This is a genomic window from Uliginosibacterium sp. 31-12, assembly GCF_030548425.1.
Lineage (GTDB): Bacteria > Pseudomonadota > Gammaproteobacteria > Burkholderiales > Rhodocyclaceae > Uliginosibacterium > Uliginosibacterium aquaticum.
In genome coordinates this window covers 255533-279407 of sequence record NZ_JAUOOA010000004.1, presented here as the reverse complement: position 1 = coordinate 279407, position 23875 = coordinate 255533, and the positions used below count along the sequence as shown (strand labels likewise).

22 protein-coding genes are annotated in these 23875 nt (G+C 63.3%); 16 read left to right on the top strand and 6 right to left on the bottom strand.

Going from position 1 to position 23875, the window contains the following annotated elements; genetic code table 11:
* The first annotated feature begins 18 nt into the window (after window positions 1-18).
* From ybgC to Q3Y64_RS10215, 9 genes are all read left to right on the top strand, one after another.
* Window positions 19-450: a tol-pal system-associated acyl-CoA thioesterase gene (gene ybgC / locus Q3Y64_RS10255; protein ID WP_303561542.1), complete on the top strand. Its 432-nt coding sequence runs from the start codon at window positions 19-21 to the stop codon at window positions 448-450.
* Window positions 447-1124 carry a protein TolQ gene (tolQ, locus tag Q3Y64_RS10250; RefSeq protein WP_101940572.1) on the top strand — a complete coding sequence of 226 codons (678 nt, stop codon included), beginning with the start codon at window positions 447-449 and terminating at the stop codon, window positions 1122-1124. Before ybgC ends, tolQ begins: the two co-directional genes overlap by 4 nt.
* Window positions 1125-1127: 3 nt before the next feature.
* A complete protein-coding gene (tolR, locus tag Q3Y64_RS10245; RefSeq protein WP_303561540.1) occupies window positions 1128-1538 on the top strand; it encodes a protein TolR in 411 nt (136 codons plus the stop codon).
* 20 nt (window positions 1539-1558) lie between these two features.
* A complete protein-coding gene (locus tag Q3Y64_RS10240) occupies window positions 1559-2371 on the top strand; it encodes an energy transducer TonB (RefSeq protein WP_303561538.1) in 813 nt (270 codons plus the stop codon).
* Window positions 2368-3669 (top strand): Tol-Pal system beta propeller repeat protein TolB, encoded by a 1302-nt coding sequence (gene tolB, locus Q3Y64_RS10235; RefSeq protein ID WP_235943840.1) that lies wholly within the window; start codon window positions 2368-2370, stop codon window positions 3667-3669. Before Q3Y64_RS10240 ends, tolB begins: the two co-directional genes overlap by 4 nt.
* 51 nt (window positions 3670-3720) lie before the next feature.
* A complete protein-coding gene (gene pal / locus Q3Y64_RS10230; RefSeq protein WP_303561535.1) occupies window positions 3721-4248 on the top strand; it encodes a peptidoglycan-associated lipoprotein Pal in 528 nt (175 codons plus the stop codon).
* 72 nt (window positions 4249-4320) lie between these two features.
* Complete coding sequence (gene ybgF, locus Q3Y64_RS10225; protein ID WP_101940568.1) at window positions 4321-5091, top strand: tol-pal system protein YbgF; 771 nt, start codon at window positions 4321-4323, stop codon at window positions 5089-5091.
* A gap of 2 nt (window positions 5092-5093) precedes the next feature.
* Window positions 5094-5747 carry a 7-carboxy-7-deazaguanine synthase QueE gene (gene queE, locus Q3Y64_RS10220; RefSeq protein WP_101940567.1) on the top strand — a complete coding sequence of 218 codons (654 nt, stop codon included), beginning with the start codon at window positions 5094-5096 and terminating at the stop codon, window positions 5745-5747.
* A 182-nt stretch (window positions 5748-5929) separates the two neighbouring features.
* The gene (locus Q3Y64_RS10215; RefSeq protein ID WP_303561533.1) at window positions 5930-6094 is read left to right on the top strand and encodes a hypothetical protein; all 165 of its coding nucleotides are present in this window, start codon (window positions 5930-5932) and stop codon (window positions 6092-6094) included.
* Window positions 6095-6309: 215 nt separating this feature from the next.
* Here Q3Y64_RS10215 and Q3Y64_RS10210 read toward each other — a convergent pair whose 3' ends face one another.
* The 4 genes from Q3Y64_RS10210 to Q3Y64_RS10195 form a co-directional block, all read right to left on the bottom strand.
* Entirely contained in the window at window positions 6310-7683 is a 1374-nt protein-coding gene (locus tag Q3Y64_RS10210; RefSeq protein ID WP_303561532.1) for an efflux transporter outer membrane subunit, read from the bottom strand.
* Between the two features lie 2 nt (window positions 7684-7685).
* Window positions 7686-9641 carry a MacB family efflux pump subunit gene (locus Q3Y64_RS10205; protein ID WP_101941005.1) on the bottom strand — a complete coding sequence of 652 codons (1956 nt, stop codon included), beginning with the start codon at window positions 9639-9641 and terminating at the stop codon, window positions 7686-7688.
* A gap of 105 nt (window positions 9642-9746) precedes the next feature.
* Complete coding sequence (locus tag Q3Y64_RS10200; protein WP_303561530.1) at window positions 9747-11069, bottom strand: efflux RND transporter periplasmic adaptor subunit; 1323 nt, start codon at window positions 11067-11069, stop codon at window positions 9747-9749.
* Between the two features lie 404 nt (window positions 11070-11473).
* The gene (locus Q3Y64_RS10195; RefSeq protein WP_303561712.1) at window positions 11474-13453 is read right to left on the bottom strand and encodes a UvrD-helicase domain-containing protein; all 1980 of its coding nucleotides are present in this window, start codon (window positions 13451-13453) and stop codon (window positions 11474-11476) included.
* Between the two features lie 266 nt (window positions 13454-13719).
* Here Q3Y64_RS10195 and Q3Y64_RS10190 point away from each other — a divergent pair, with 266 nt between their 5' ends.
* Entirely contained in the window at window positions 13720-14232 is a 513-nt protein-coding gene (locus tag Q3Y64_RS10190) for a hypothetical protein (protein ID WP_303561528.1), read from the top strand.
* A gap of 94 nt (window positions 14233-14326) precedes the next feature.
* Here the strand turns inward: Q3Y64_RS10190 and Q3Y64_RS10185 are convergent, their stop codons facing one another.
* Window positions 14327-15571 (bottom strand): TIGR03862 family flavoprotein, encoded by a 1245-nt coding sequence (locus Q3Y64_RS10185; protein ID WP_303561526.1) that lies wholly within the window; start codon window positions 15569-15571, stop codon window positions 14327-14329.
* 340 nt (window positions 15572-15911) lie between these two features.
* On the opposite strand from Q3Y64_RS10185, the gene Q3Y64_RS10180 reads away from it, so the two are divergent.
* From Q3Y64_RS10180 to pta, 6 genes are all read left to right on the top strand, one after another.
* Window positions 15912-16895, top strand: coding sequence for a DmsE family decaheme c-type cytochrome (locus Q3Y64_RS10180; protein ID WP_303561524.1), 984 nt, complete (start codon window positions 15912-15914; stop codon window positions 16893-16895).
* An 18-nt stretch (window positions 16896-16913) separates the two neighbouring features.
* Complete coding sequence (locus Q3Y64_RS10175) at window positions 16914-19151, top strand: MtrB/PioB family decaheme-associated outer membrane protein (RefSeq protein WP_303561522.1); 2238 nt, start codon at window positions 16914-16916, stop codon at window positions 19149-19151.
* Between the two features lie 61 nt (window positions 19152-19212).
* Window positions 19213-20160, top strand: a complete 948-nt coding sequence (locus Q3Y64_RS10170; protein WP_303561521.1) for a cytochrome c3 family protein — start codon at window positions 19213-19215, stop codon at window positions 20158-20160.
* Entirely contained in the window at window positions 20153-20824 is a 672-nt protein-coding gene (locus Q3Y64_RS10165) for a cytochrome b/b6 domain-containing protein (RefSeq protein ID WP_101940561.1), read from the top strand. Before Q3Y64_RS10170 ends, Q3Y64_RS10165 begins: the two co-directional genes overlap by 8 nt.
* 31 nt (window positions 20825-20855) lie before the next feature.
* The gene (locus Q3Y64_RS10160) at window positions 20856-21194 is read left to right on the top strand and encodes a c-type cytochrome (RefSeq protein WP_303561518.1); all 339 of its coding nucleotides are present in this window, start codon (window positions 20856-20858) and stop codon (window positions 21192-21194) included.
* A 219-nt stretch (window positions 21195-21413) separates the two neighbouring features.
* Entirely contained in the window at window positions 21414-23465 is a 2052-nt protein-coding gene (gene pta, locus Q3Y64_RS10155) for a phosphate acetyltransferase (protein WP_101940559.1), read from the top strand.
* Window positions 23466-23574: 109 nt separating this feature from the next.
* Here pta and Q3Y64_RS10150 read toward each other — a convergent pair whose 3' ends face one another.
* Window positions 23575-23859 carry a DUF2917 domain-containing protein gene (locus tag Q3Y64_RS10150; RefSeq protein WP_170022127.1) on the bottom strand — a complete coding sequence of 95 codons (285 nt, stop codon included), beginning with the start codon at window positions 23857-23859 and terminating at the stop codon, window positions 23575-23577.
* Between the last annotated feature and the right edge of the window lie 16 nt (window positions 23860-23875).

The window sequence follows — 23875 nt, the reverse complement described above, 5'->3', positions numbered from 1 at the left end:
GGGCGGTACAATAGCAGGATGGCTCCGATTCACAATACCAGCAGCCCCCGTCAGTCCGTCTGGCCCGTCCGCGTATACTATGAAGATACTGACGCTGGCGGCGTTGTCTACTACGCAAACTACCTACGCTTCTGCGAGCGTGCCCGCACCGAGTGCCTGCGCGCACTGGGCATCAATCAGCACAGCCTGCGTGGCGATCTGGGCATCGTCTTCGTGGTCCGGCGCGTGGAAGCAGATTATTTGCGCAGTGCGGAACTCGACGACGAATTGCAGGTCATGTCCACGATCTACGACATCGGTGCCGCTTCCCTGAAGTTCGAACAACACGTCCTGCGCGGTGACACCTGCCTGTTCAAGGCTCATGTGACCATTGCTTGTCTCGATGTCGAGCGCTGGCGCGCCACCCGCATCCCTGATTTCCTGCGTACCCTCTTCGAAAGCGAAGCATGATCCATACCGGAGATATGTCCATTCTCAGTCTGATCGTCCAGGCCAGCCTGGTCGTCAAATGCGTCATGGCCATGCTGGCCGGCGTGTCCTTCATGTCCTGGTACTGGATCTTCCGCAAGGGACTCGCGATCAGCGCTGGACGCAATGCCACCAGTGATTTCGAGCAGCAGTTCTGGAGCGGCTCCGACCTCGTCCAACTCCATCGTCAGGTTTCGCAGAACCGCGAAACCGCAGGTTCGCTGGGGCGCATCTTCGAGGCTGGCTTCCGCGAGTTTTCCAAGCTGCATGGTCAGAAGGGCCTGGAACCGGCCGATATCATCAATGGCGCGCGCCGCGCCATGCGGGCCACCTACCAGCGCGAAATCGACGATCTCGAAGCGCATCTCGCTTTCCTGGCCTCGGTCGGTTCGGTGAGTCCTTATGTGGGCCTGTTCGGCACCGTGTGGGGGATCATGAACTCCTTCCGTGGCCTGGGTAACGTCGCTTCCGCCACCCTCGCCCAGGTCGCTCCGGGCATCGCCGAAGCCCTGGTGGCGACTGCCATCGGCCTGTTCGCTGCCATTCCGGCCGTGGTGGCCTACAACCGCTACATTCATGACGTGGATCGCCTGTCGATCCGCTTCGAGAGCTTCATCGAAGAGTTCTCCAACATTCTGCAGCGCCAGTTGAGATAAGCCATGCGCCAACGCCGCCTGATGAACCAGATCAACGTCGTGCCGTATATCGACGTGATGCTGGTGCTGCTGGTGATCTTCATGGTCACTGCCCCGATGTTGCCCACCGGCACAGTTGATCTGCCCAGCGTGGCCAAGACCAGCCAGGTCAAGACCGATCCGGTCACGCTCACCGTAAAAGGCATGGACAAGATCGATTTCGAGGACAAGGAGACCCAATCGCGCTTCTCGTCCGTTTCAGAGGATGAACTGCTGGAAAAACTGCGCACTATCCAGGCAACGAACCCGGACCGCGCCGTGGTGATCGCCGCAGACAAGAGCGTGCGCTACGAGGCCGTGATGAAGCTCATGGATCTGCTCCAGCGCAACAACATCAACAAGGTCGGCCTGCTCGTGCAGCCGGCCGGCAAGTGAGCACGGAAGCCTTTCGGACAGTGGAACACTCTCTCCAGCGCCCCCCGCAGCAACCCGGCAAGTGGAGCTCGGCCGCTTTCAGCGTGACGATGCACGCGCTGCTGGTCGCTGCGCTCTTCTGGGGCGTGCAGTGGCAGCGGCGCCCACCGGAGCCGGTCAGTGTGGAGCTGGTGCGCGCCGCGCCGCCAGTTGCACAGCCGGAGCCGGAAGTAGTCAGGCCCCAGCCGCCCAAGCCAGTCGAGATCAAGCCGCCCGAGCCGCCCCCCAAACCCATCGCCAAGCCGGATATCGCGCTCAAGGAGCCAGACAAGAAGCCGCCGGTCAAGAAGGAAGAGCCCAAGCCCGAGCCGCCCAAGCCGGAAAAAAAACCGGAGCTGAAGCCACTTCCGGAGAAGAAGCCCGACGCGCCCAAGCCACCACCGCAGAAAAGCCTGATGGATCGCGAACTGGAGAAGATCCAGGCCGCCAAGAGCCAGAAGACGCAGGACTCTGACCGGCTCGACAAGATGCTCAATGCCGAAGCGACCACGGCCTCGCTGGGCCGTATCTCGGCCGACTGGGGGGCGCGCATCAGTCAGAAAGTGAAGTCCAACTTCATCCGCCCGCCGAGCCTCACGGGGGACCCCAAGCTGGTATTCCGCATCCAGCTCCTGCCTTCCGGCGAAATCCTCGGCGAGCCACAACTGGTCTCCAATAGCAGCGGCAACGCCAATCTGGAAGAAGCCGTGCGACGGGCGATCCTGAAATCCTCGCCGCTGCCCCGGCCGGAAAAGAACGAAGCCTTCCAGCGCGAAATCGTATTCACCTTCTATCCCACGCGGGATATGCAATGAAGCAAGGAAAACTGACCAAGATGAAACTGATCCGCACACTGATCGTTCTGGGCAGCGCCCTCGCCGGCCTGCTGCTGAGCCCGCTGGCGAGCGCCCAGCTGAACGTCGAAATCTACGGCGCTGGCGCTGACCGCATCCCGGTGGCCGTCTCCAGCTTTGCAGGCGAGGGCCTGATGCAGGGCGGCGGCGTAACAGCCATCGTACGCAAGGATCTGGAGCTCTCCGGCCTGTTTCGCATGATCGACACCGGCGCCACCGCTGAAGGTCTGCGCCCGGATCTGCCGGGCTGGCGTGGGCGTGGGGCCGACGCCGTACTGGTCGGTAGCATGAGCCCTGGCGCAGGTGGGTTGGTGGATGTGCGTTTCTCGCTCTTCGATGCACCGCGCAACACCGAATTGTTTGCGCTCAAAGTATCCGTCAATCCGAATCAGGCACGTCCGCTGGGCCACCACATCGCCAACAAGGTGTATGAAAAGCTGATCGGCCAGCCCGGCATTTTCTCGACCCGCATTGCCTACGTCGAGAAGCGCGGTCAGACCTACGACCTCGTGATCGCGGATTTCGATGGCGAGAACCAGCACCGCCCGGTCACCCTGCAGGAGCCGATCATGTCTCCGGTGTGGTCGCCGGACGGCCGCCAGCTGGCCTTCGTTGATTTCCATTCGCGCAAGCCCATCGTCAAGGTACTGACCCTAGAAACCGGCGCCGTGAAGGTGATCGCAAACTACCGCGGTTCGAACTCAGCTCCGGCCTGGTCGCCGGATGGTCGCCGCCTGGCTCTGACCCTGACCAAGGACGGCCAGTCCCAGATCTACATCCTGAATGCCGATGGCAGCGGCCTGCGCCGCCTGATGAGCTCCAGCGGCATCGATACCGAGGCCAACTGGTCGCCGGATGGCAACCAGATCTACTTCACTTCGGATCGTGGCGGCAGCCCGCAAATCTATCGTGTGAATGCTGATGGCAGTGGCGTGCAGCGCATGAGCTTCAACGGAGCGTACAATGTGAGCCCACGGATTTCGCCGGACGGCAAGACCCTGGTGTATGTATCGCGCAACGAAGGCCGCTTTCAGGTGACCATGCAGGATCTGGCCACCCAGCAAGTACAAGCCCTCACCGATTCACAGCGCGACGAGTCGCCGAGTTTCGCCCCGGATGGCCGCACCCTGCTCTATGCCACGGAAGTGGGTGGGCGTGGCGTGCTGGCTGTCACCTCGATTGACGGACGTACCCGCTACCGGCTCAACAACCGGGCTGGCGATGTGCGCGAGCCGGCCTGGGGTCCGTTCGAGAAGTAAGCTGGTTTGTCTCATCCACAACAACACCCCCTTTTGATCAAGGAGAAACGCATGAAGAAGTCACTCATCATTACCGCTGCCCTGGCCGCTCTGCTGGCCGCCTGCTCCAGCACTCCGACCGCTCCGGTTGAAGATCGCAGCGCCGCTCAGTCAGCACCAAAGTCCGATATCGGCACCAAGCCGGTGGCACCGGCCAAGATCGATCCGTTCAAGGAAGCCGGCGCACTGGACAAGATCCCCCTGCTGCAGAAGCGCTCGATCTACTTCGAATACGACAAGTACGACATCTCGCTCGACTACGTGACCATCATCGAAGCCCACTCCAAGTACCTGAAGGCCAACCCGGCCGCCAAGGTGCTGATCCAGGGCAACGCCGACGAACGTGGCTCGCGCGAGTACAACCTGGCTCTGGGCCAGAAGCGTGCTGAAGCTGTGGCCAGCAACCTGAAGCTGCTGGGCGTGAAGGCTGATGCCGTGGAAGCCGTGTCGCTGGGCGAAGAAAAGCCCAAGGCCACTGGCCACGACGAAGCCTCCTGGGCTGAAAACCGTCGTGCCGATCTGGTCTACGGCGCCAAGTAAGCTGCGTCTGTTGTTGCTGTAACAAGAAGCGGGCCCTGTGCGGCCCGCTTTCCTCATCTGCGGAGAAGTGCCGTGAAACTGCGTGAATTGTCCCTGTGTCTGCTGCTTGCCAGCGCCCTGCCGGCCCATGCCGGCCTGTTCGACGATGAAGAAGCGCGGCGGCGCATTGAGCAGATCAAGCAGGATCTCGACAACCGCCTGCTGAAAGTGGAAACCTCCGCTGACACCACCTCGCGTGCCCAGGTTGAACTCAACGGCCAGCTCGAACGCATGCGTCAGGAAGTCGCTCAGCTGCGCGGCCAGCTGGAGCTGCTCAGCAATGAAAACGAGCAGGCCCAGAAACGCCAGAAGGACTTCTACGTCGACCTCGACGCCCGCCTGCGCAAGTTCGAAGGGCAATCAGGCAGCGCTGCGGCAACGGCCACCAATCAGACGGCAAGCTCCAACACCGAAGCCAAGCCGGCCGATCAGGGCCAGGAGGCCCGCGATTACGAAGCGGCCATCAACCTGCTGCGTAGTAACAAGCATGTTGACGCCATCTTCGCCTTCAAACAGTTCATCAAGAGCTGGCCCAAGAGCAGCTTCCAGCCCGGAGCCCATTTCTGGGCCGGTGCGGCGCTGCTGCAGGCCCGCGATTTCGAAGGCGCCAAGGAGTATTACGCCAAGCTCGTGAGCATCTGGCCGGAAGACACCCTGGCCCCGGATGCCATGCTGGGTCAGGCCAATGCCGAAGAGCAGGCCGGCGCCGCCAAGACTTCGCGTGCCACGCTCGAAAAGCTCGTCGCGGCTTATCCCAACAGCGAAGCGGCCAAGACCGCCAAGCAACGCCTGAAAAAGAAGTAAGCATGGCTGCAGCAGCACCCCGCCTGCGCATCAGCGAGATTTTCCACTCGCTACAGGGCGAATCCACCCGTGTCGGCCTGCCAACGGTGTTCGTGCGCCTCACCGGCTGCCCGCTGCGCTGTGTGTGGTGCGACACCGAATACGCCTTCACCGGCGGCAAGATGCGCGAGCTGGAAGACATCCTCGCGGAAGTTGCCGGCTATGGTGCGCGCCATGTCTGCGTCACCGGCGGCGAGCCGCTGGCGCAGAAGCCCTGCCTCACACTGCTCACCGCGCTGTGCGACGCGGGCTACTCGGTGTCGCTGGAGACCAGTGGCGCGCTGGATGTAAGCGAAGTCGATGCGCGCGTCTCTAAGATCATGGATCTGAAGGCGCCCGGCTCCGGCGAAGTAGACAAGAACCTGTGGAGCAATCTCGCCCACATCACGGCACAGGACGAGATCAAGGTCGTGGTCGCAGATGAGGCCGACTATCAGTGGACCCGCGCGGTGCTGGCCGAGCACGGCCTCACCTCGCGCTGCACGGTGCTGCTGTCGCCGGTGCAGGGCAAGCTGGACCCGCAGGACCTGGCTGCATGGATCCTGCGCGATCGCCTGACGGTACGCATGCAGCTGCAGATGCACCGCATCATCTGGGGTGAGCGCACCGGCGTCTGAAGCTGGCCACACCCTGCCCGAACGGCCGGGCGGTTCGGAAAGCCGCGCTCCGGCTGACGTTGGCAGAGGCAGAAAGCAATTTTCTGCCGCGATTCAAAAGCGCTATTGGCTGTGCCCTGATTGCTCAACCAAGCTGGAAACAGCGGGCCGCACCGAGCCTGCCCCAGCCAGAGATGACGATCATGCCCTCCCTCCGCGCCCGCCGCCCAAAAACACCTTTTTCTGCCTTCCAGCCCGTGCCGCTAGTCAGCGTGCTGATGAGCCTGCTCGGCTGGCGCAAGCGTAAGTTGCGCGCCAAGACCGACCCGGACTGGGAGCGCGACGAACCGATGACCGGGCTCTCCTGAGGGCTTACTTTTGCATGTAGCCCGGATGCATTTCGACGTGCCCGTGCCAGTCGGTGCGGCTTCAGCCTCATCCACGCAAGTTTTTGGCTCGGGCCCGGCCGGCTGAAGCCGGCCCTACAGATCCAATGCGAAGCTGGCTGGATCCCCTTTTGCAGGTGCGGCTTCAGCAGCGTCCATGCAAAGCTTGGCTCGGGCCCCGGCGTCCGAAGCCGGCCCTACAGATCCGCACTGCCGCCCAGTGCGAGGCTCAGGCTGGCGTGCGCGGCGAACTGGTTGTAACGATTGTCGGCCAGCGCCGCCTCGGCGCTGCGGCGTGTCTGCTGTGAATCGAGCCAGGTCTGCAGCGGGATGGCGCCGCTACGGTAGCGCAGCTCGTTGATTTTCTCGGCGGCTTCGGCTGCGCGCAGCGAGCGCTCCAGATGTTCGCCCTGGGCCCGGTACTGGCTGCGCGCCGACAGGGCGGTATCCACCTCGCCCAGCGCGGCATACAGGCTTTGGCGGAACTGCAGCGCGGCCAGCTCGTAATCCGCCCGCGCCACCCCGTTTTTGAGCTTCATTTCCTGATATTGCAGGAAGGGCAGGCTCAGTTCGGCCATCACACCCGCAATCGGATTGTTCAGCAGCTGCAGCAGGCTGGTGCTGCTGGTGCCGAGCGAGCCGGTGAGGCTCAGACCGGGGTAGTAGCTGGCGCGAGTGGCGTCAGCCGTGGCCAGCGTGCTGCGCAGACGCAGCTCGGCCGCGGCAAGATCCGGGCGCCGGGCCAGCAGGCTCGCCGGCAGGCCGGCATCCACCGCCGGCAAGGCCGCTTCAGGCAGATGCGCCGGCTCGGCGAAATCCTTGCTGACGCCATCGAAGAGCAAAGCGAAGGCGCTGCGACTCTCCTCGCGTTGCTGCAGCAGCTGGGTATGGCTGGCGCGCAGGCTGGCCAGATCCTGCTCCGCCTGCAGCACATCGAGCTTCGACACCGAGCCGGCCTCAAACTTGCGCAGGGCCAGGGCCAGGGTGGTTTCGACATGGCTGATGTTCTGCCTGGACAGATCGATGCGCTGGTTCAGCCAGGCCAGCTTCCAGTACAGGCTGGCAACGCTGCCGGTGAGGGACAGCGCGGTCGCCTCGCGATCCTGTGCGGTGGCCAGCGCTTCCCAGTCTGCGGCATCGCGGGCATGTGCGAGCTTGCCCCACAGATCGGCCTCCCAGCTCAATGCAAGGCGGCCGGTGGCACTGCGGGTGGATTCCTGACCGTAACGCAGCTGCTGGCCGCGCGTATCGCTGGCGCTCGCGGAGAGCACCGGATTCATCGCATCCGCACTGAGGCCAGCCTGCAGGCGAGCACGCTTGAGTTTGATGGCGGCAGCGGCGAGATCGGGATTGCGCGCCAGGGCCTCCTCGATCAGGGCATTCAGGCGGGGATCACCGAAGGCCAGCCACCAGCGGGCCGGTACGGCTTGCGGCACGGCTTCGCCGGCATGCTGCCACTGCGCCGGTACCTCAGCGGCAGGCGTCTGGTAGTCCGTGCGGGTGAGGCTGGCGCAGCCGCTGAGCAGACTCAGGGCGATCAGGGCGGAGAGGGAGGTGCGCTTGAAGTTCATGTTCATTCCCGCGCCAGCGCATCGACCGGGTCGAGACGGGCGGCATTGCGTGCCGGCATGAAGCCGAAGATCAGGCCGATCAGGGTGGAGCAGCCGAAGGCGGCGATGATGGCGGCAGTGGAGTAGAGCATCTGGAAATCCGGCGCGAATTGACTGACCAGCACGCCGACAAGGCGCGCCAGCAGAACGCCGAGCACGCCGCCAGCGAGGCAGACCAGCACAGCCTCGATCAGGAACTGCTGCATGATGTCGCCCTGACGTGCGCCGACCGCCATGCGCACCCCGATCTCGCGGGTACGCTCAGTCACCGACACGAGCATGATGTTCATCACCCCGATGCCGCCCACCACCAGCGAGATCACGGCAATCGCCGAGATCAGCAGGGTCATGGTGGCGGTAGTCTTCTCGATGGTCTGGCGCACACTGTCGGAGTTGAAGAGATAGAAGTCCTCGCGGCCATGGCGCAGCAGCATGAGCTTATTGATGCCCTGCTCGGCGGCGGCGGTGGAGATCCCGTCATTCATCCGCACGGTGATGCTCTTCAGGTAGTACTGGCCGAGGATGCGAGCCTGGGCGGTGGTGTAGGGCACCCACACGTTGAGGCTGTCGTTGTTACCGAAGCCGCTTTCCTTCTTCTTGGTGACGCCCACCACCCGCGCCGGCAAGGCACCGAGCAGGATCACCTCGCCAACAACCCGGCGCTGATTGCCGAAGAGGGCCTTGCGGGTGTTTTCGTCGATAACCACGTCCTGCGCCAGTTCCTCCTCGCTCTGCTTGTCGAAGGCTCGCCCCTCGGCGAACTCGAGGCCGCGCACGCGGAAGTACTGGGCACCCACGCCATTGACGTTGCCGCTGGCGGAGATGTTGCCGAAGCGCAGGGTCTTGGAGCCGGATACGCTGGGCGTGACGCTGTCCACATAAGCCTGCTCGGCCAGCGCTTCAGCATCGGCCGAGACGAGGGTGCGCACTGCGCCCGAGCGCATGTCGCCAAAGCCAGCGCCGGGATAGACATCGATGGTGTTGGTGCCCATCGAGGCGATGTCCTTCAACACACTGGCCCGCGTACCCTGCCCCAAGGCCACGACCGACACCACCGAGGCGATACCGATGATGATGCCGAGCATGGTCAGGAAGGTGCGCATGCGGTGTGCGGCCATCGCCACCAGCGCCATCCGGAAGGCCTCGCCGAGGCGGTCACGCAGCGCCAGCCACGGGCGTGCGACGGGAGGCACCGGCGGCGGCGCAGGACGGGCCGCTAAGGCGGCGGCCGGCACGCTGCTACGGTCGGCCGTGATACGTCCGTCACTGATCTCGATGATGCGATGGGCATGACTCGCGACCTGCATGTCGTGGGTCACGATGATGATCGTATGGCCCTCGGCGTGCAGCTCCTTGAGCACCGCAATGACTTCCTGACCGCTGTGCGTGTCGAGCGCGCCGGTCGGCTCGTCGGCAAGGATCACCTGGCCACCGTTGACCAGCGCCCGCGCAATCGACACACGCTGCTGCTGGCCGCCAGAGAGCTGGCCGGGGCGGTGATGAAGGCGATCGGCGAGCCCCAGGCGCTCGAGAATCCGACGGGCGCGCTGGTGGCGCTCGCGCCGCTCACTGCCAGCATAGATCGCCGGAATCTCGACGTTGCCCTGAGCATCGAGATCCGCAAGCAAGTGGTAGCGCTGAAAGATAAAACCGAAGTGTTCGCGGCGCAGCTGCGCCAGCTCGTCCGGCGCGAGGCTGCCGGTAGCGCGGCCGGCCACACGATAGCTGCCCTCAGTGGGCCGATCGAGGCAGCCGAGGATGTTCATCAGGGTCGACTTGCCAGAGCCGGAGGCACCGACGATGGCCACCATCTCGCCGGCCTGGATGGCGAGATTGACCTGGTCGAGCACGCGCAGCTTGCCTTCGCCAGCGGGGTAATCGCGGCAGAGATCCTGCAGTTCGAGAAGAGGGGTGTTCATGCTGATGGCCTGCGTATCCAGGAAGCGCTGCAAAGTGGGGCGAAGTGACACGAAGCGGTTCTGGCCAGGCGCGACGAGGCCGCCAGAACCATTTCCGGCGTTCCCTTACATTGGCGGCGGGCCCATGCGGCGGCGCGTGGTAGAGGTCGGCGTATCTGCGGTGGCCTCGCCCAGAATCACCTGCTCACCCTCGCTCAAGCCTTCCAGCACCTGGGCATTGGTCTTGTTGTTGATGCCGATCTTCACCTGACGCATTTCAGGCTGACCATCCTTGCCAAGCACCCGCACGCTGTAGAGGGCGCTAGGCGCTTCAGCCTGCTCGGTTGCTGGGCCGTTCCGCTCTCGGCTCGGCTCACCCGGCGGAATATCCGAGGGAGGGTGGCCGGCCTTCGGCGCGCGAGCCGGGCTATCCGGACGAAGGCGCTCACCCAATGCAACTGCCGGAATGCTGAGTGCTTCCTTTGCTTCCGCGAGCAGCACGCGGACCTGGGTGGTCATCGAGATGCGCAGCTTGTCATCGGGGTTGGGCACGTCGAGCAGGCCGTTGTAGTAGATCGCGGTGCTGGTGGAGGTGGTGCTGGTCGTGCTGCTGGTAGTGGAATCGGTGCTGATCGAATCGGGCGCCGGCTCAAGCGCGCGCAAGGTGCTGCTGTACCGCTTCCTCGGCTCGCCGAGAATCGTGAAATACACCTTCTGGCCTGGCTTCACGCGGGTCACGTCGGCCTCCGAGATCTGGGCCTTGATCGTCACGGTATCCATGCGCGCCAGCTTGATGATGGTCGGCGTGCTCTGGTTGGCATTTACCGTCTGCCCTTCCTGGTTGATCAGGGCCACCACGGTACCGGCCATCGGCGCCACGATGCGGGTGTAGCCGAGGTTCAGGCGGGCAGTGTCGACGCTGATCCTGCCCTGGGCGATCTGGGCTTCGAGCGCGCGGATCTCGGCGCGGGTTGCGTTCAAGGTGGCCTCACTCGCCTCGAAGCTCTCGCGTGAGCCGGCATCCTGCTGCAGCAACTGCTCGGCACGCTGGAAGGCGAACTCGGCCTGCTTCAGGGTGGCCTGCTTGGCAGCGAGCTGAGCCTGGGTGTTCTGCAGCGCGGCTTCAGCGTTACGCAGGGTGTTCTGCTGGGTCAGCGAGTCGATCTCCGCGATCAGATCACCGGCCACCACCTTGTCGCCCAATTTCACGGCCAGACGCTTGATCTGCCCGGAGACCTGGGCGCCCACGTTGACCTGCTTGTAGGCCTGCACAGTGCCAGTGGCCAGCACCGCTTCCTCCAGATCCGCCTTTGTGACTGGCGCAGTCAGGTAAGAAGGGCGCGGAGGCGGCGCCAGAAAATAGGCGGCGAGCCCGCCGAACGCCAGCAGAGCGACAAGCGCCAGCACGACGTTGCGCAGGCGGAACCAGCTTGAAGGAAGGTTTTTCACGATGAGGCGGGTGGCCGGCGGGCGGCCGGCGCATGACGGAGGAAAGTAGGCTCATTATTCCCGCGGCCTGGGTTAAGTGCTGATAACCGCGGGTAAGGAAAGGTCAAGGAAGGGTCAAGGAAGGGTCAGGAAATGTGGCGCTGATTCCATTTCCAGGCCAAGGATGTCGCGAAGACGAAACGCAGATCAGTGCTGGAGTACGGCAAGCGGAAGTCGACAAAGACAGGCTAGTGCAGTGTTTCGCGTAGATTGCGACTTATAAAAATGATGGCTGTCTCGTCGAAACGAGGCGAAAACCACAGCAATAGCGAGCTATTGCGCGGATTTTCAACGAAGTATCGGCGGGAAATACGCATTTTATGTCGCAAGAAGAGCAAAACGCTGCACTAGGTCTGGAAATGGAATTACTTCTGCAGCATTGCCATCAGGCCAGCAAAGCGAGCTTTGCCTTCTTCCTTGCTGACAGGCGCGTCGTCCTTGCCGGCGCGCTTGAGGCCATCGCCCATTTCATCAATGAAACGTGAAGGGTCGACCAGCTTGCGCTCGCCGGCCACGCGACGCGTCTCACACACGGTGATGGTGAGACTCCTCTGCGCCCGGGTCACGCCGACGTACATCAGGCGGCGTTCTTCCTCGATCTTGTCCTCATCAATGCTCGATTGGTGCGGCAACATGCCTTCTTCCACGCCGATCAGGAACACATGCGGCCACTCCAGGCCCTTGCTGGCGTGGAGCGTGGCCAACTGCACCGCATCCGCCTCGTCCTCGTTGCCCTTGTCGAGCATGTTGATCAGCGCGATGGTCTGCACCAGATCGTGGAGGGTCTTCTGGTCTTCATCGCCCTTGCGACTGAGCCAGTCGACGAAGTCGCGCACATTGCGCCACTTGGTTTCGGCTTCCTTGACCTCGCAGCTTTCCATCAGCCAGGCCTGATAGCCGATGGTGCGCAGCAATTCCTCCAGCAACACGCCGGCGGACTCCTTGTGGGCGCGGTGGGCGAGCTCCTTGATATAACGCCCGAACTTGAGCACGCCTTCGAGCTGGCGTGCCGCCAGATGCTCGGCCACCCCTTCTTCAAACGCCGCGACGAAGAGGCTGCTGCCGCGCGTGGCCGCGTAGCTGCCGAGCGCTTCCAGCGTGGCGGCGCCCACTCCGCGGCGTGGCGTGGTGATGGCTCGGATGAAGGCCAGATCATCATCCTCATTGGCCATCAGGCGCAGATAGGAAAGCAGGTCGCGGATCTCGGCGCGATCGAAGAAGCTCTGCCCGCCGGACATCACGTAAGGGATGTGGTGGCTGCGCAGTTTCTGCTCGATCACGCGGGCCTGATGGTTGCCGCGATAGAGGATGGCGTAGTCGGAGAAGGCCGTCTTGAACTCGAACTTGTGCGCGGTGAGCTTCATCGCCACCAGCTCCGCCTCGTGCTCCGGCTCGCGTGCCATGCTGATCTGGATCGGTTCGCCAAGGCCGTGCTCGCTCCACAACTTCTTCTCGAAGAGCTTCTCGTTATTGGCGATCAGGGTGTTGGCCGCGTTCAGGATACGGTTGCTTGAGCGGTAGTTCTGCTCCAGCTTGATGATGCGCAGCTGCGGGTAGTCGCGCTGCAGAAGGTGCAGGTTTTCCACGTCTGCACCGCGCCAGGCGTAGATGGCCTGATCGTCGTCGCCCACGGCGGTGAAGGCACCGCGCTCGCCGGCAAGCTGGCGCAGGAGCTTGTACTGGGCCTTGTTGGTGTCCTGATACTCATCGACCAAGAGGTAGCGCAGCTTGGAGCGCCAACGCTCCAACGCCTCCGGTTCGGTATCAAACAGCCGCACCGGCAGCGCGATCAGGTCGTCGAAGTCCACGCCCTGATAGGCGCGCAGGGTCTTCTCGTAAGCCGGGTAGATCTTGGCGGCAGCGTGGGTCATCTCGTCATTGACCAGCTTGACCGCCTCACTCGGCGTGATCAGCGCGTTCTTCCAGCCCGAGATGGCCCACTGGATGCCTTTGAGCATGGCCTTGTCGGCGTTGCCGGAAAGCTCGGCGAGGATCTGGTGGATGTCCGAGGTGTCGAGGATCGAGAACTGCGGCTTCAGGCCGACCAGCTTGGCCTCCTGGCGCACGATGCGCACCCCCAGCGCATGGAAGGTGCACACCGTGAGCTGGCGCGCCGAGCGCGCATCGAGCAGCTTGCCGACGCGTTCCTGCATCTCGCGCGCGGCCTTGTTGGTGAAGGTGATGGCGGCGATGTTGCGCGCCTCCAGCCCGCACTCCTGCACCATGTAGGCGATCTTCTGGGTGATCACGCGGGTCTTGCCGCTGCCTGCGCCAGCCAGCACGAGGCAGGGGCCGTCGAGATACTTCACGGCTTCGCGCTGGGGAGGATTCAGGTGGGACAGCATCGGAACAACAACCGGTGAAACGAAGGCTGCCATTGTAGCCCGCCAACCCCTCTGGGCAGGCTGAAGCGGGCACCGGAAAGCCTGCCGGCACACCCTGCCCTTCGGTCTGTTTTCATTATAAATCAGTCACTTGAATTTGTTTTTGGGCAGGAATAAACCGCTCGTCGTGCTCGCCGGCACAAATCGAATTTATCTATTCGCTATCGCTCTGCTGCTTCGCACAATTAAGTGACTTTTGTCACACATTTTTTGTTCAGGAGCTCCGGATGTCCAGCGTCTTCCCCAACGATTTCGTGCCCCGCAAAAGCCCCTTCGGGGCCCGCCTGATTGCCAATCACGATACCAGCCTGCCCGCCGGCTTGCGCCGCCTGCTCCTGCTGGCGGACGGCCAGCGCACCGTCTTTACCCTCGGCAGCATGGTGCCGGACCGCAACGTGGCCGCCGACCTGCATGAACTGATGCAGCGCGGCCTGATCGAGGAAGCCGGCCAGACCCCGCCCGCCTCGCTTGCCGAACGTATCAACAATATGGCTGACCCGGATCTGCCCGACGGCTGGGAAAGTGCTTCGGACTTCATGGTCAGCCGTGCCCGCGAGAGCCTCGGGGTGACGGCCATTGACGTGATCGATGCACTTGAACAGGCCAACGGCCCGGAAGCCGCCCGCGCCGCCATGAGTCAGTGGTATCGCGCCATGCGCAGCTCGCGCGAAGGGCGCGAGCAGGCCGATCTGGACCGCATCAAGGCCAACGCCATGCTGCGCGGCCAGAGCCCCGCTTAAGAAGCTATTCAGTTCCTCCCGTAGCACCCTGCGCCCTGTCAGTGAAAGCTGGCAGGGCTTTTTCTCGTTCAAGCGGCGGCCGCTGGCCGCTTGCTCAACGCCCGGCCAGCCAGCGCAGTGTGCCCTGCCCGGCCGCCCGGCCAGTCGCAAAACAGGCAGTGAGCAGATAGCCGCCGGTAGGCGCTTCCCAATCGAGCATCTCGCCGGCCACGAACACCCCAGGAAGCCGGGCCAGCATCAGGTTCGCATCGCATTCTTCGATACGGATGCCTCCGGCCGTACTGATGGCTTCGGCAATCGGTCGTGGCGCCACCAGTTCGAGCGGCAAGGCCTTGATCGCAGCTGCCAGCTGCACCGGATCTCGCATCGCGGCCTTGCCAAGGCATTCGTAGAGCAGACCCAGCTTCACGCCTTTGAGGCCCAGGCGGCTCTGCAAATGGGACGAGAGCGAGCGGGCGCCGCGTGGATGGGCAACCTCGGTCGCCACCCGCTCAGCACTGAAATCCGGCAGCAGATCCAGCGCCAGCCTGGCGCGGCCATCCACCCGCAAGAGCTCGCGCAGCGGCGCGGACAGCGCATAGATCAAGCCGCCCTCGATGCCCGTGGCACTGATCAGACACTCCCCGGCACGCTGCCAGAGGCGGCCATCCGGCCCGCCGCAGCGCGCCACCACGTTCTTCAGGGGCTCGCCGACGAAACGCGCGCGGAAGTGTTCGCTCCAGCCCACGTCGAAACCGCAGTTCGCCGGCTGCAGGGGCTCGATCACCACCCCACGCGCAGCCAGCCAGGGCAGCCAGGCCGCGTCCGAGCCCAGTTGCGGCCAGCTCGCCCCTCCCAGGGCCAGCAACGTGGCGGCCGGGTTCCGCCGCACTTCGCCCTCCGGCGTCGAAAAGCGTAAGTCGCCCGAATCGGTCCAGCCCAGCCAGCGATGCCGCACATGGAAGACCACACCCGCTTCGCGCAGGCGATGCAGCCAGGCCCGCAGCAAGGGGGCGGCCTTCATTTCAGTCGGGAAAACGCGACCGGAGCTACCAATAAAGGTGTCCACGCCGAGCCCATGAATCCAGGCCCGCAGGGCTTCCGGGCCGAAATCCTGCAGCAGCGGCGCCAGCCAGTCCGCACGCGCACCGTAGCGAGCGATGAAATCCGGCAGCGGCTCGGAGTGGGTGATGTTCATGCCGCCCTTGCCAGCCATCAGGAACTTGCGCCCCACCGAAGGCATGGCATCGAAAACCTCGACAGCATGGCCGGCCGCGGCCAGTTGCTCGGCCGCCATCAGCCCGGCAGGGCCGGCGCCAATGATGGCAAAGCGACAGGAAGGAAGAGGATTCGGGGGCATGCGCGATTGTGGCGGATCAAATGGGGCAGCGAATTCTAGCCCCAGCCCTCAAACCCGCAGCACTTTGGCCGCAATGGCTGCAGACAGAGCTCGTTAGGGGTGCTGTTAACAAAAAGCAACACGCCTTGCAGGGGCTGTAAAAAATTCCCTGCTCTAGCGCAAGGGCATTCCTATAGTTCATGGGCGTGTCTTGATAAAAACTTACTTGGTCTTGCAAGTTATTACCGTCCGAATCCGCCATCAGAGGCGCGAAACAGGGCGGACAACAGCAGCGGTGACAGGCGAATGTCCGGACGGACATCTGCGCGGCGTTGAGGTGAGGGGCGGACAAATGACGAGCATGCGCAAACTGATGGGCATCTGTGTGCTGCTGGCGAGCCTGGTAGGCGCCGCAGACTTGGCGGCGGCCGAACCGGTCCTGCCGGATCTGGGGAGCAGCACCTCCCCGGCTCGCACGGCGGAACAGGCCGTCAAGCGAGACGCCGTGTGCACGCGCTGCCATGACGAAGACGAGCCAATGCCGGTGCTCTCCATCTACCAGACCAAGCACGGCGTGAAGGGCGATCCGCGTGCCCCCTCGTGTCAGGCTTGTCACGGCGAGAGCGACAAGCACGTGAAAGTGCCCGCCGGCGCCAAGGAACGGCCGGCGCCCGACGTGGTGTTCAAGAAAGGCGCTTACAAGCTTTCGGAAGACCACACCCGCGCCGATCAATGCCTCAGCTGCCACAAGGCCAGCGTGAAGCACAACAACTGGACCGGCAGCCAGCATCCGGCCAACGGCGTGTCCTGCAACGACTGCCATGTAGCACACACCCCGCGCGACAAGGTGCTCAGCAAGATGACCCAGCCGGAAGTCTGCTACACCTGCCACAAGGAGCAGCGTGCCGACAGCCACAAGATCTCGGCCCACCCGATCACGGTCGGCAAGACGGCCTGCTCGGACTGCCACAACTCGCATGGCGGCCTCGGCCCCAAGATGCTCAAGAAGGCCACGCTCAACGAAACCTGCTACCTGTGCCATGCCGACAAGCGCGGGCCGATGCTCTTCGAGCACCAGCCCGTGGTGGAAGACTGCGCAGCCTGCCACACGCCTCACGGCTCGAACATTTCGCCGCTGCTCAAATCGCGCTCGCCGATCCTCTGCGACGAGTGCCATGACGGCCCACACATCAGCCGAACACCGATCGGGCCGAACGCTGCTGGCCGCCAGGGCGGCTTTACCGGCGCCAACATCAGCGGCAGCGCCACCGGGCGTGCCTGCATGAACTGCCACGTCCAGGTCCACGGCTCAAATAGCCCGGCCGGCGGCTATCTGCTGCGTTGATGACAGGAGGAACCCATCATGAACACACGTCATCACACCTGCGCCCGCTTCAATCCGGTCTATCTCGCGGTCGCCGGCGCGCTCTTCTGCATGCAGGCCCAGGCCGACGAAGCCGCCCTCAAGAACCCAGGCAACAGCGTCGAGGCCGGTCTGATCGGCGTCTCCAACGACTCGGCCAAATTCGGCGAGTACAACGGCCTGGGCAAGAACGGCACTTACTTCAACCTGAACCTCGACCTGCGCGGCGGTGACGGCTACAGCCAGAACGAGAAAGGCGGGCTGACACGCTGGTCGATCAGCGGCGAGAACCTCGGCCTGAGCTCACGCAGCCTCAATGCCAACGCCAGCCAGCAAGGCCTGTGGCGCTTCGGTTTTGGTTACGACAGCCTGCAACACCTCATTACCGACAGCTACCAATCGCCCTACTCCGGCAACAGCGGCGACAACAGCTTCACCCTGCCCGCCAACTTCGGCACCGCCAGCAATACCAACGCCCTCACGGCCACCCAGCGCGGTGCCTTCCAGAACAAGGACATCAGCAGCACACGCGAAAACACCTTCTTCAACGGGGTGGTGCACCTGAGCCCCAGCCTCAGCGCGTCCATGGACTTCAACCATCTCGACCAGAGTGGCTCCAAGCTGATGGCCTTCGGCGCGGCCTACCGCACCGGCGGTGCAACCGGCCAGACCATCGCCATCCTGCCGAACCCGACCAAATCCCAGACCGACACCTTCTCGATGGCCCTCAACTGGGCCAACGAGCAAGGGCACCTGGCCACCTCCTACTTCGGCTCCTTCTTCAACAACGCCAACAACCAGGTCAATTTCCAGACCTTCGCCGGCACCAATGTCATGCAGAGCATGAGCACAGCCCCGAGCAACCAGCTGCACCAGCTCAATCTCGACGGCGGCTACGCCCTGACGCAAAAGACCCGCCTGGTCGGCAACCTCTCGTATGGCCGCAACACCCAGAACGAAGCCTTCACGGTCGACTCCGGGCTGATGAATGCCGCCCTGCCACAGTCTTCCATGGACGGCCTGATCGTCACCAAAAACGCCAACCTCAAGCTCAGCAACCAGAGCATCAGGAATCTGACCCTCAACGCAGGCTTCCGCTACAACGATCGCGACAACCGCAGCAGCTCGAACATCTACAACTTCTACGCCATCAACGGCTCGGCCACCGGCCTGCCGGACAACGCGGTGTATCCGAACACCCCGCTGAGCACCCGCAAGACCCAGTACGAACTGGCCGGGGATTACCGCGTCACGCGCGGCCAGATCCTGCATCTGGCCGTGACGCGTGACGACACCAAACGCTGGTGCAACAACTACGCCACCAACAACGTCTATGTGGCCGGCACCCATTGCGTGGTCGCCACCGGCACTTCAGAAAACAAGCTCGACACCAGCTACCGCCTCAAGGCCACCGAAACCGTTGACCTGAAATTCGGCTACCTCTACTCGGATCGCACCACCACTTCCGACCGCTATGCCCGCGCCGCTTTTTCCGGCAACTCGAATGCTCTGGGCGCCGGCGTAAATGGCGGCGACGTACTCGGCTACTACCCCTGGTTCGATGCCTCGCGCAAGCAGCAGCAGGTGCGCAGCAGCGCCAACTGGCAAACCACCGACAAACTCTCCTTCGGACTCGGCGGGCGCTACGCCGTCGACAGCTACGACGACTCCCTCTACGGCGTGCAGAACGGCAAGAGCTGGAGCCTGAATCTCGACAGCACCTACGCCTACAGCGACAAGGGTGCCGTCTCTCTCTACGCCACCCAGCAGTTCCGGCAACGCGATCTGGTCCAGCTCAACGCTGCCAACACCACCAACTACTGGACCAATCTGCTACGCGATGAAGATCTCACCCTTGGCCTGGGCGTCAAACACTCCGACTGGTTCGGCGGCAAGCTGGATCTGGGTGCAGATCTCAATTACGTGATCGCCACCACCCGCTACAGCACCCAGGTGCCCTACCAGTCCAGCACCTGCGGCGCCGCCGCCACCTACACCTGCGGTGACCTGCCGGACATCAAGAGCCGCAGCGCCCAGCTCAAGCTGACCGGCAGCTACAAGTTCGATCGCCAATCGGCGCTGCAACTGCAATACATCTATGCCCGCTTCAGCTCGAGCGACTACTACTACAACGCCTACCAGTACGGCTATACCCCCACAACCGTGCTACCCAGCAACCAGGAAAGCGGCAACTACCTGACGCACGTCATCGCGGCAATGTATCGGCATGATTTCTAATGCACTCGAGACAAGGGAGGAAAGCTTCGATGTGCTTGTGCCGATTCAAATGCGGGGCGCCATGACCCGGCAGCTACTGAGGCTGGCTGCGAGCCTTCTGCTGGCCTGTGGTTTGGCACAGGCGGCGGGCCCTTCACCGGAAGCCATCGCCAAGGCCAAGCTGGCCAACGAGCAATGCTTTGCCTGCCATTCGCAGGAAGGCCTGGCCCACCCGCCGCAAGCCGATCTCGATCTGGCCAAGCTGCGCGGCCTGCTGGTCGACAAACCGACCTTCGAAGATGCCGACCACGGCAAATTCGCCTGCACCAAGTGCCACAACGAAGGCTACGACGACTTCCCGCACGAGAAAGACGCGGCGGACAACACTTCGACCTGCCAGGACTGCCACGCCAAGAAAGCCGACAAGATCCAGACCGAGTTCGACAAGTCGGTACATGCCAAGCACCTCGCCGACAAGTTCAGCTGCACCACCTGCCACGACCTGCACTCGATCAAGGTCGCCAAGAATCAGGACGAGGCGCGCAAGATCGTCGCCCAGGACAACCGCATCTGCCTCGGCTGCCACGACTCCGATCAGACCTTTGCCCGCTTCGCGCCGGAGAAAAAAGCCCGTCCGCCGATCGACGAGATCCACGACTGGCTGCCCAATGCGCGCACCCACTGGAAAGCCGTACGCTGCGTGGAATGCCATACCCCGCTCGGCGGCGACATGCTCTCCCACGAGATCCTCAACAAGGATCGTGCCGAGCGAAAATGCGTAAGCTGCCACAGTGCGGATACCAGCCTGAAAGTGCGGCTCTACCGCCATCTGGCCAAGCAGGAGCAGGAAAAGCTCGGCTTCATGAACAGCGTCGTGCTCAGCGAGAACTACGTCATCGGCGCCACGCGCAATCTGGCCCTGGATTCCGTGATGATCGGCCTGGTGGCCCTGACCCTGCTCGGCGTGCTGGTCCATGCCGCACTGCGCGTGCTGATGCACACCCTGCGCCGGAGGAAGAAGGATGACTGAAGAGCATCGCCACGGCGAACGCCGGCACGCTGACCGGCGCCATCCGGAAGATGGCGGCCGGATCTACATCCTGCCGGGCTGGGTACGCATCTGGCACTGGTGCAATGCCCTGCTGATCCTGACCCTGATCGCCACCGGCATCAGCCTTCACTTTGCGGGCGGCAAGGCTCCGCTGATCGAATTCTCGCTGGCCGTGCGCATCCACAACGTGGCCGGCCTGCTGCTCGTCGTTCTCTACATTTTCTTCGTTGTCGCCAACGCCGTAACCGGCAACTGGTGGCAGTTCGTACCCCGCCCGCCAGGCATCCTCGAGCGCTGCCTCAAGCAGACCCGTTTCTACCTGTGGGGCGTATTCAAGGGGGAAGCCGAGCCTTACCCGGTCACCCGCGAAGAGAATTTCAACACCCTGCAGGCCATCACCTACTGGTTCATGATCTATCTGGTCATGCCCGTGCTGGTCGGCAGCGGCCTGATCTTCATGTTTCCGCAGTTCGCACCGGGCGAAATGTTCGGTCTGGATGGCCTGCTGCCGGTCGCGGTGCTGCACTACGCCTCGGCCTGCATCGTGCTTGCCTTCCTGATCGCGCATGTCTATCTGTGCACTTTCGGCAAGAAGATCAGCTCGACATTCAAGACCATGATTACCGGCTGGCATGAGCATTAGCCACTTACAGCAGCACTGAAGGAGTCACACGATGAAAATGAAACTGTTGGCAGTCTCCGGCGCGCTTCTCACCGCCCTCGCATTCTCGCCCGTGGCCAGCGCGCTGGACGCCGCAGGCGCCGAAGCCCTCGCCAAGAAAGAGGGCTGCCTCAAGTGCCACGGCATCGACAAGAAGAAAGAGGCGGACTCCCTGATTTCGATCTCCGCCAAGCTCAAAAAGCTGAGCGATGCCAAGATTCTCGAGCACCTCACCACGGGCCCCAAGGTCAAGATGGCCGATGGCAGCGAAGAAGAGCACAAGATCCTCAAGACCAAGGACAAGGGCGACATCGACAACCTCATCGCCTGGCTGCGCTCGCTCGCCAAATAAGCCTGTCTAGCCCACCAGCGGCCCGTCATGCGACGGGCCGTTTTCTTGTCTGCGGCAGACACATCTGCTGGCAGCCGGTCAGCGTCTGGCCCAGATCAAAACTTGGCTAAATTGCCCGCCCTTATGGGCAAGCTCGCTCTAAGATTGCTCCGCTTTTGGTGATTTTGTGGCAATGCAGCAAAATATCGTCCTAGCTCTCCCCCTCCAGGAAATTAAAAAATGCAAACCTTCTTCCTTGCTCCGACCCGCCAGAACGTGGGTCTTACCTCCGTCGCGCTCGGCGTGGTGCGCGCCCTGCAGCGCCAAGGCCTGCGCGTAGGCTTCGCCAAACCGGTCACGCAGGACGACACCGCCAACGAACGCTCGGTGCATTTCGCTCGCGAAATCTGCAAGATCGAGTGCCCGAATGCCCTCTCCACCGCCCAGGTGGTCGGCCGCATCTCCGAAGGCCAGATCGACGAGCTGCTCGAAGACATCGTGAGCCTGTGCATGAGCGCCGCTCAGGATGCCGATGTGCTGGTGATCGAAGGTCTGCACACCGACCCGAGCTTCTCCTACACCACCCGCCTGAATGCCGACATCGCCCGCAGCCTGCAGGCCGAAATGGTGCTGGTCGCTTCGGCGCAGGATGAAGTACTGGCCGCCTCCGAAGTGCACCTGACCGCCAGCCAGTTCCGCGCGGCCGGCTGCAAGGTTGCCGGCACCATCTTCAACAAGGTCGGCGCGGAGTTCGATGCCGCCAAAGCCGCCGCAGCGCTGGAAGACATCGCACTGTGGGGTGCCATCCGCAACAACCCGGCCCTGCTCGCCCCGCGCACCCTGGACGTGGCCCGCCACCTGAATGCCGAAATCCTGGTGCCGGGCGAAATCGCCAAGCGCCGCGTGCTCGAAACCGTTGTATCGGCCCGCTCCGCCGCCGATATGATCAACCGCCTGAACCCCTGTGCCCTGGTCGTCTGCCCCGGCGATCGTGACGATGTGATGCTCGCTACCGCACTGGCCGCATCGCGCGGTATTCAGCTGGCCGGCCTGCTGCTGACGCACTCCACCTCGATCGATCCGCGCATTCAAGACCTCGCCGCCAAGGCTTTCGATAACGGCCTGCCGATCCTGCGTGTGGATACCGACAGCTACGTCACCGCTACCAACATCAGCCGCCTCTCGCCGGCCGTGGCGGAAGACGACTATGAACGCATGGAACAGGTGCTCGACGGTGTGGCCGAAGAGCTCGATACCGACGCCATCCTGACCTGCGTGAAGCTGCCGGGCACCACCCGCATGAGCCCGCCGGCCTTCCGCTACCAGCTGATCCAGAAGGCTCGTGCCGCCAAGAAGCGCATCGTGCTGCCGGAAGGCGACGAGCCGCGCACCATCAAGGCCGCCGTGATCTGTGAAGAAAAGGGCATCGCACGCTGTGTGCTGCTCGGCAAGCCGGAAACCATCAAGGCCGTGGCGGCCGCCCAGGGCGTGACCCTGCCGCCGACGCTGGAGATCCTCGATCCGGACGACGTGCGTGAAAAGTATGTCGACCCGATGGTTGAGCTGCGCAAGAGCAAGGGCCTCACCCCGGGTCAGGCCCGCGAGCAGATGCAGGATACCGTCGTGCTCGGCACCATGATGCTGGCCACCGACGACGTGGACGGCCTCGTCTCAGGCGCCGTGCATACCACCGCCAACACCGTGCGTCCGGCCCTGCAGCTGATCAAGACTGCGCCGGGCAACTCCATCGTGTCCTCGGTGTTCTTCATGCTGATGCCGGATCAGGTGCTGGTGTATGGCGACTGCGCCATCAATCCGGACCCGAACGCCGCCGAGCTGGCCGAAATCGCCCTGCAGAGCGCACATTCGGCCAAGGCTTTCGGCGTTGATCCGAAGGTCGCGATGATCAGCTACTCCACCGGTACTTCCGGCGCGGGTGCCGACGTGGTGAAGGTGGCCGAAGCCACCGCGATTGCCAAGGAAAAAGCGCCGGATCTGGCGCTGGACGGCCCGCTGCAGTACGACGCCGCCTCGGTGGCCGACGTGGCTGCTTCCAAGGCACCGAACTCCAAGGTCGCCGGCAAGGCCACCGTGTTCATCTTCCCGGATCTGAACACCGGCAACACTACCTACAAAGCCGTGCAACGCAGCGCCAACGTGGTCTCCGTGGGCCCGATGTTGCAAGGCCTGCGCAAGCCGGTGAACGATCTGTCGCGCGGCGCGCTGGTCGATGACATCGTGTTCACCATCGCCCTCACCGCCATCCAGGCGGACGCTCAGAAAAAAGCCTGAGTCTGGCCTGATGGCTGATTGAAGAACGGCCCTCGCAAGAGGGCCGTTTGCATTAGCACGCCAGCGCGTCTGCACAAAATCCTGCCACGACTGGCAAGCCGGTGCGGCTTCAGCCGCAGAGCCGCTCTTCGGTGCAGGCACCGTTGGCTGAAGCCGGCCCTGCCACCCACGCGCCCGCCCGGCTGATCTGCACTCGCGCCTCACCCGCCGCGTCGATCAACACCCGTCCGCCCTGCCGCACACGATGGCAGGCCCCGCTCTGCAGTACGAAGTCCTGCGCCACGCCAGCCTCGGTCAGCCACACCTCGCCCTGCAGCACCGCCAGCAGGGTACCTGCCGCCGCCTCCAGCACAGTCAGTTCCCCATTCCTGATTAATGTGATTTGATCTTGCATGTCGGCACCCTCACTC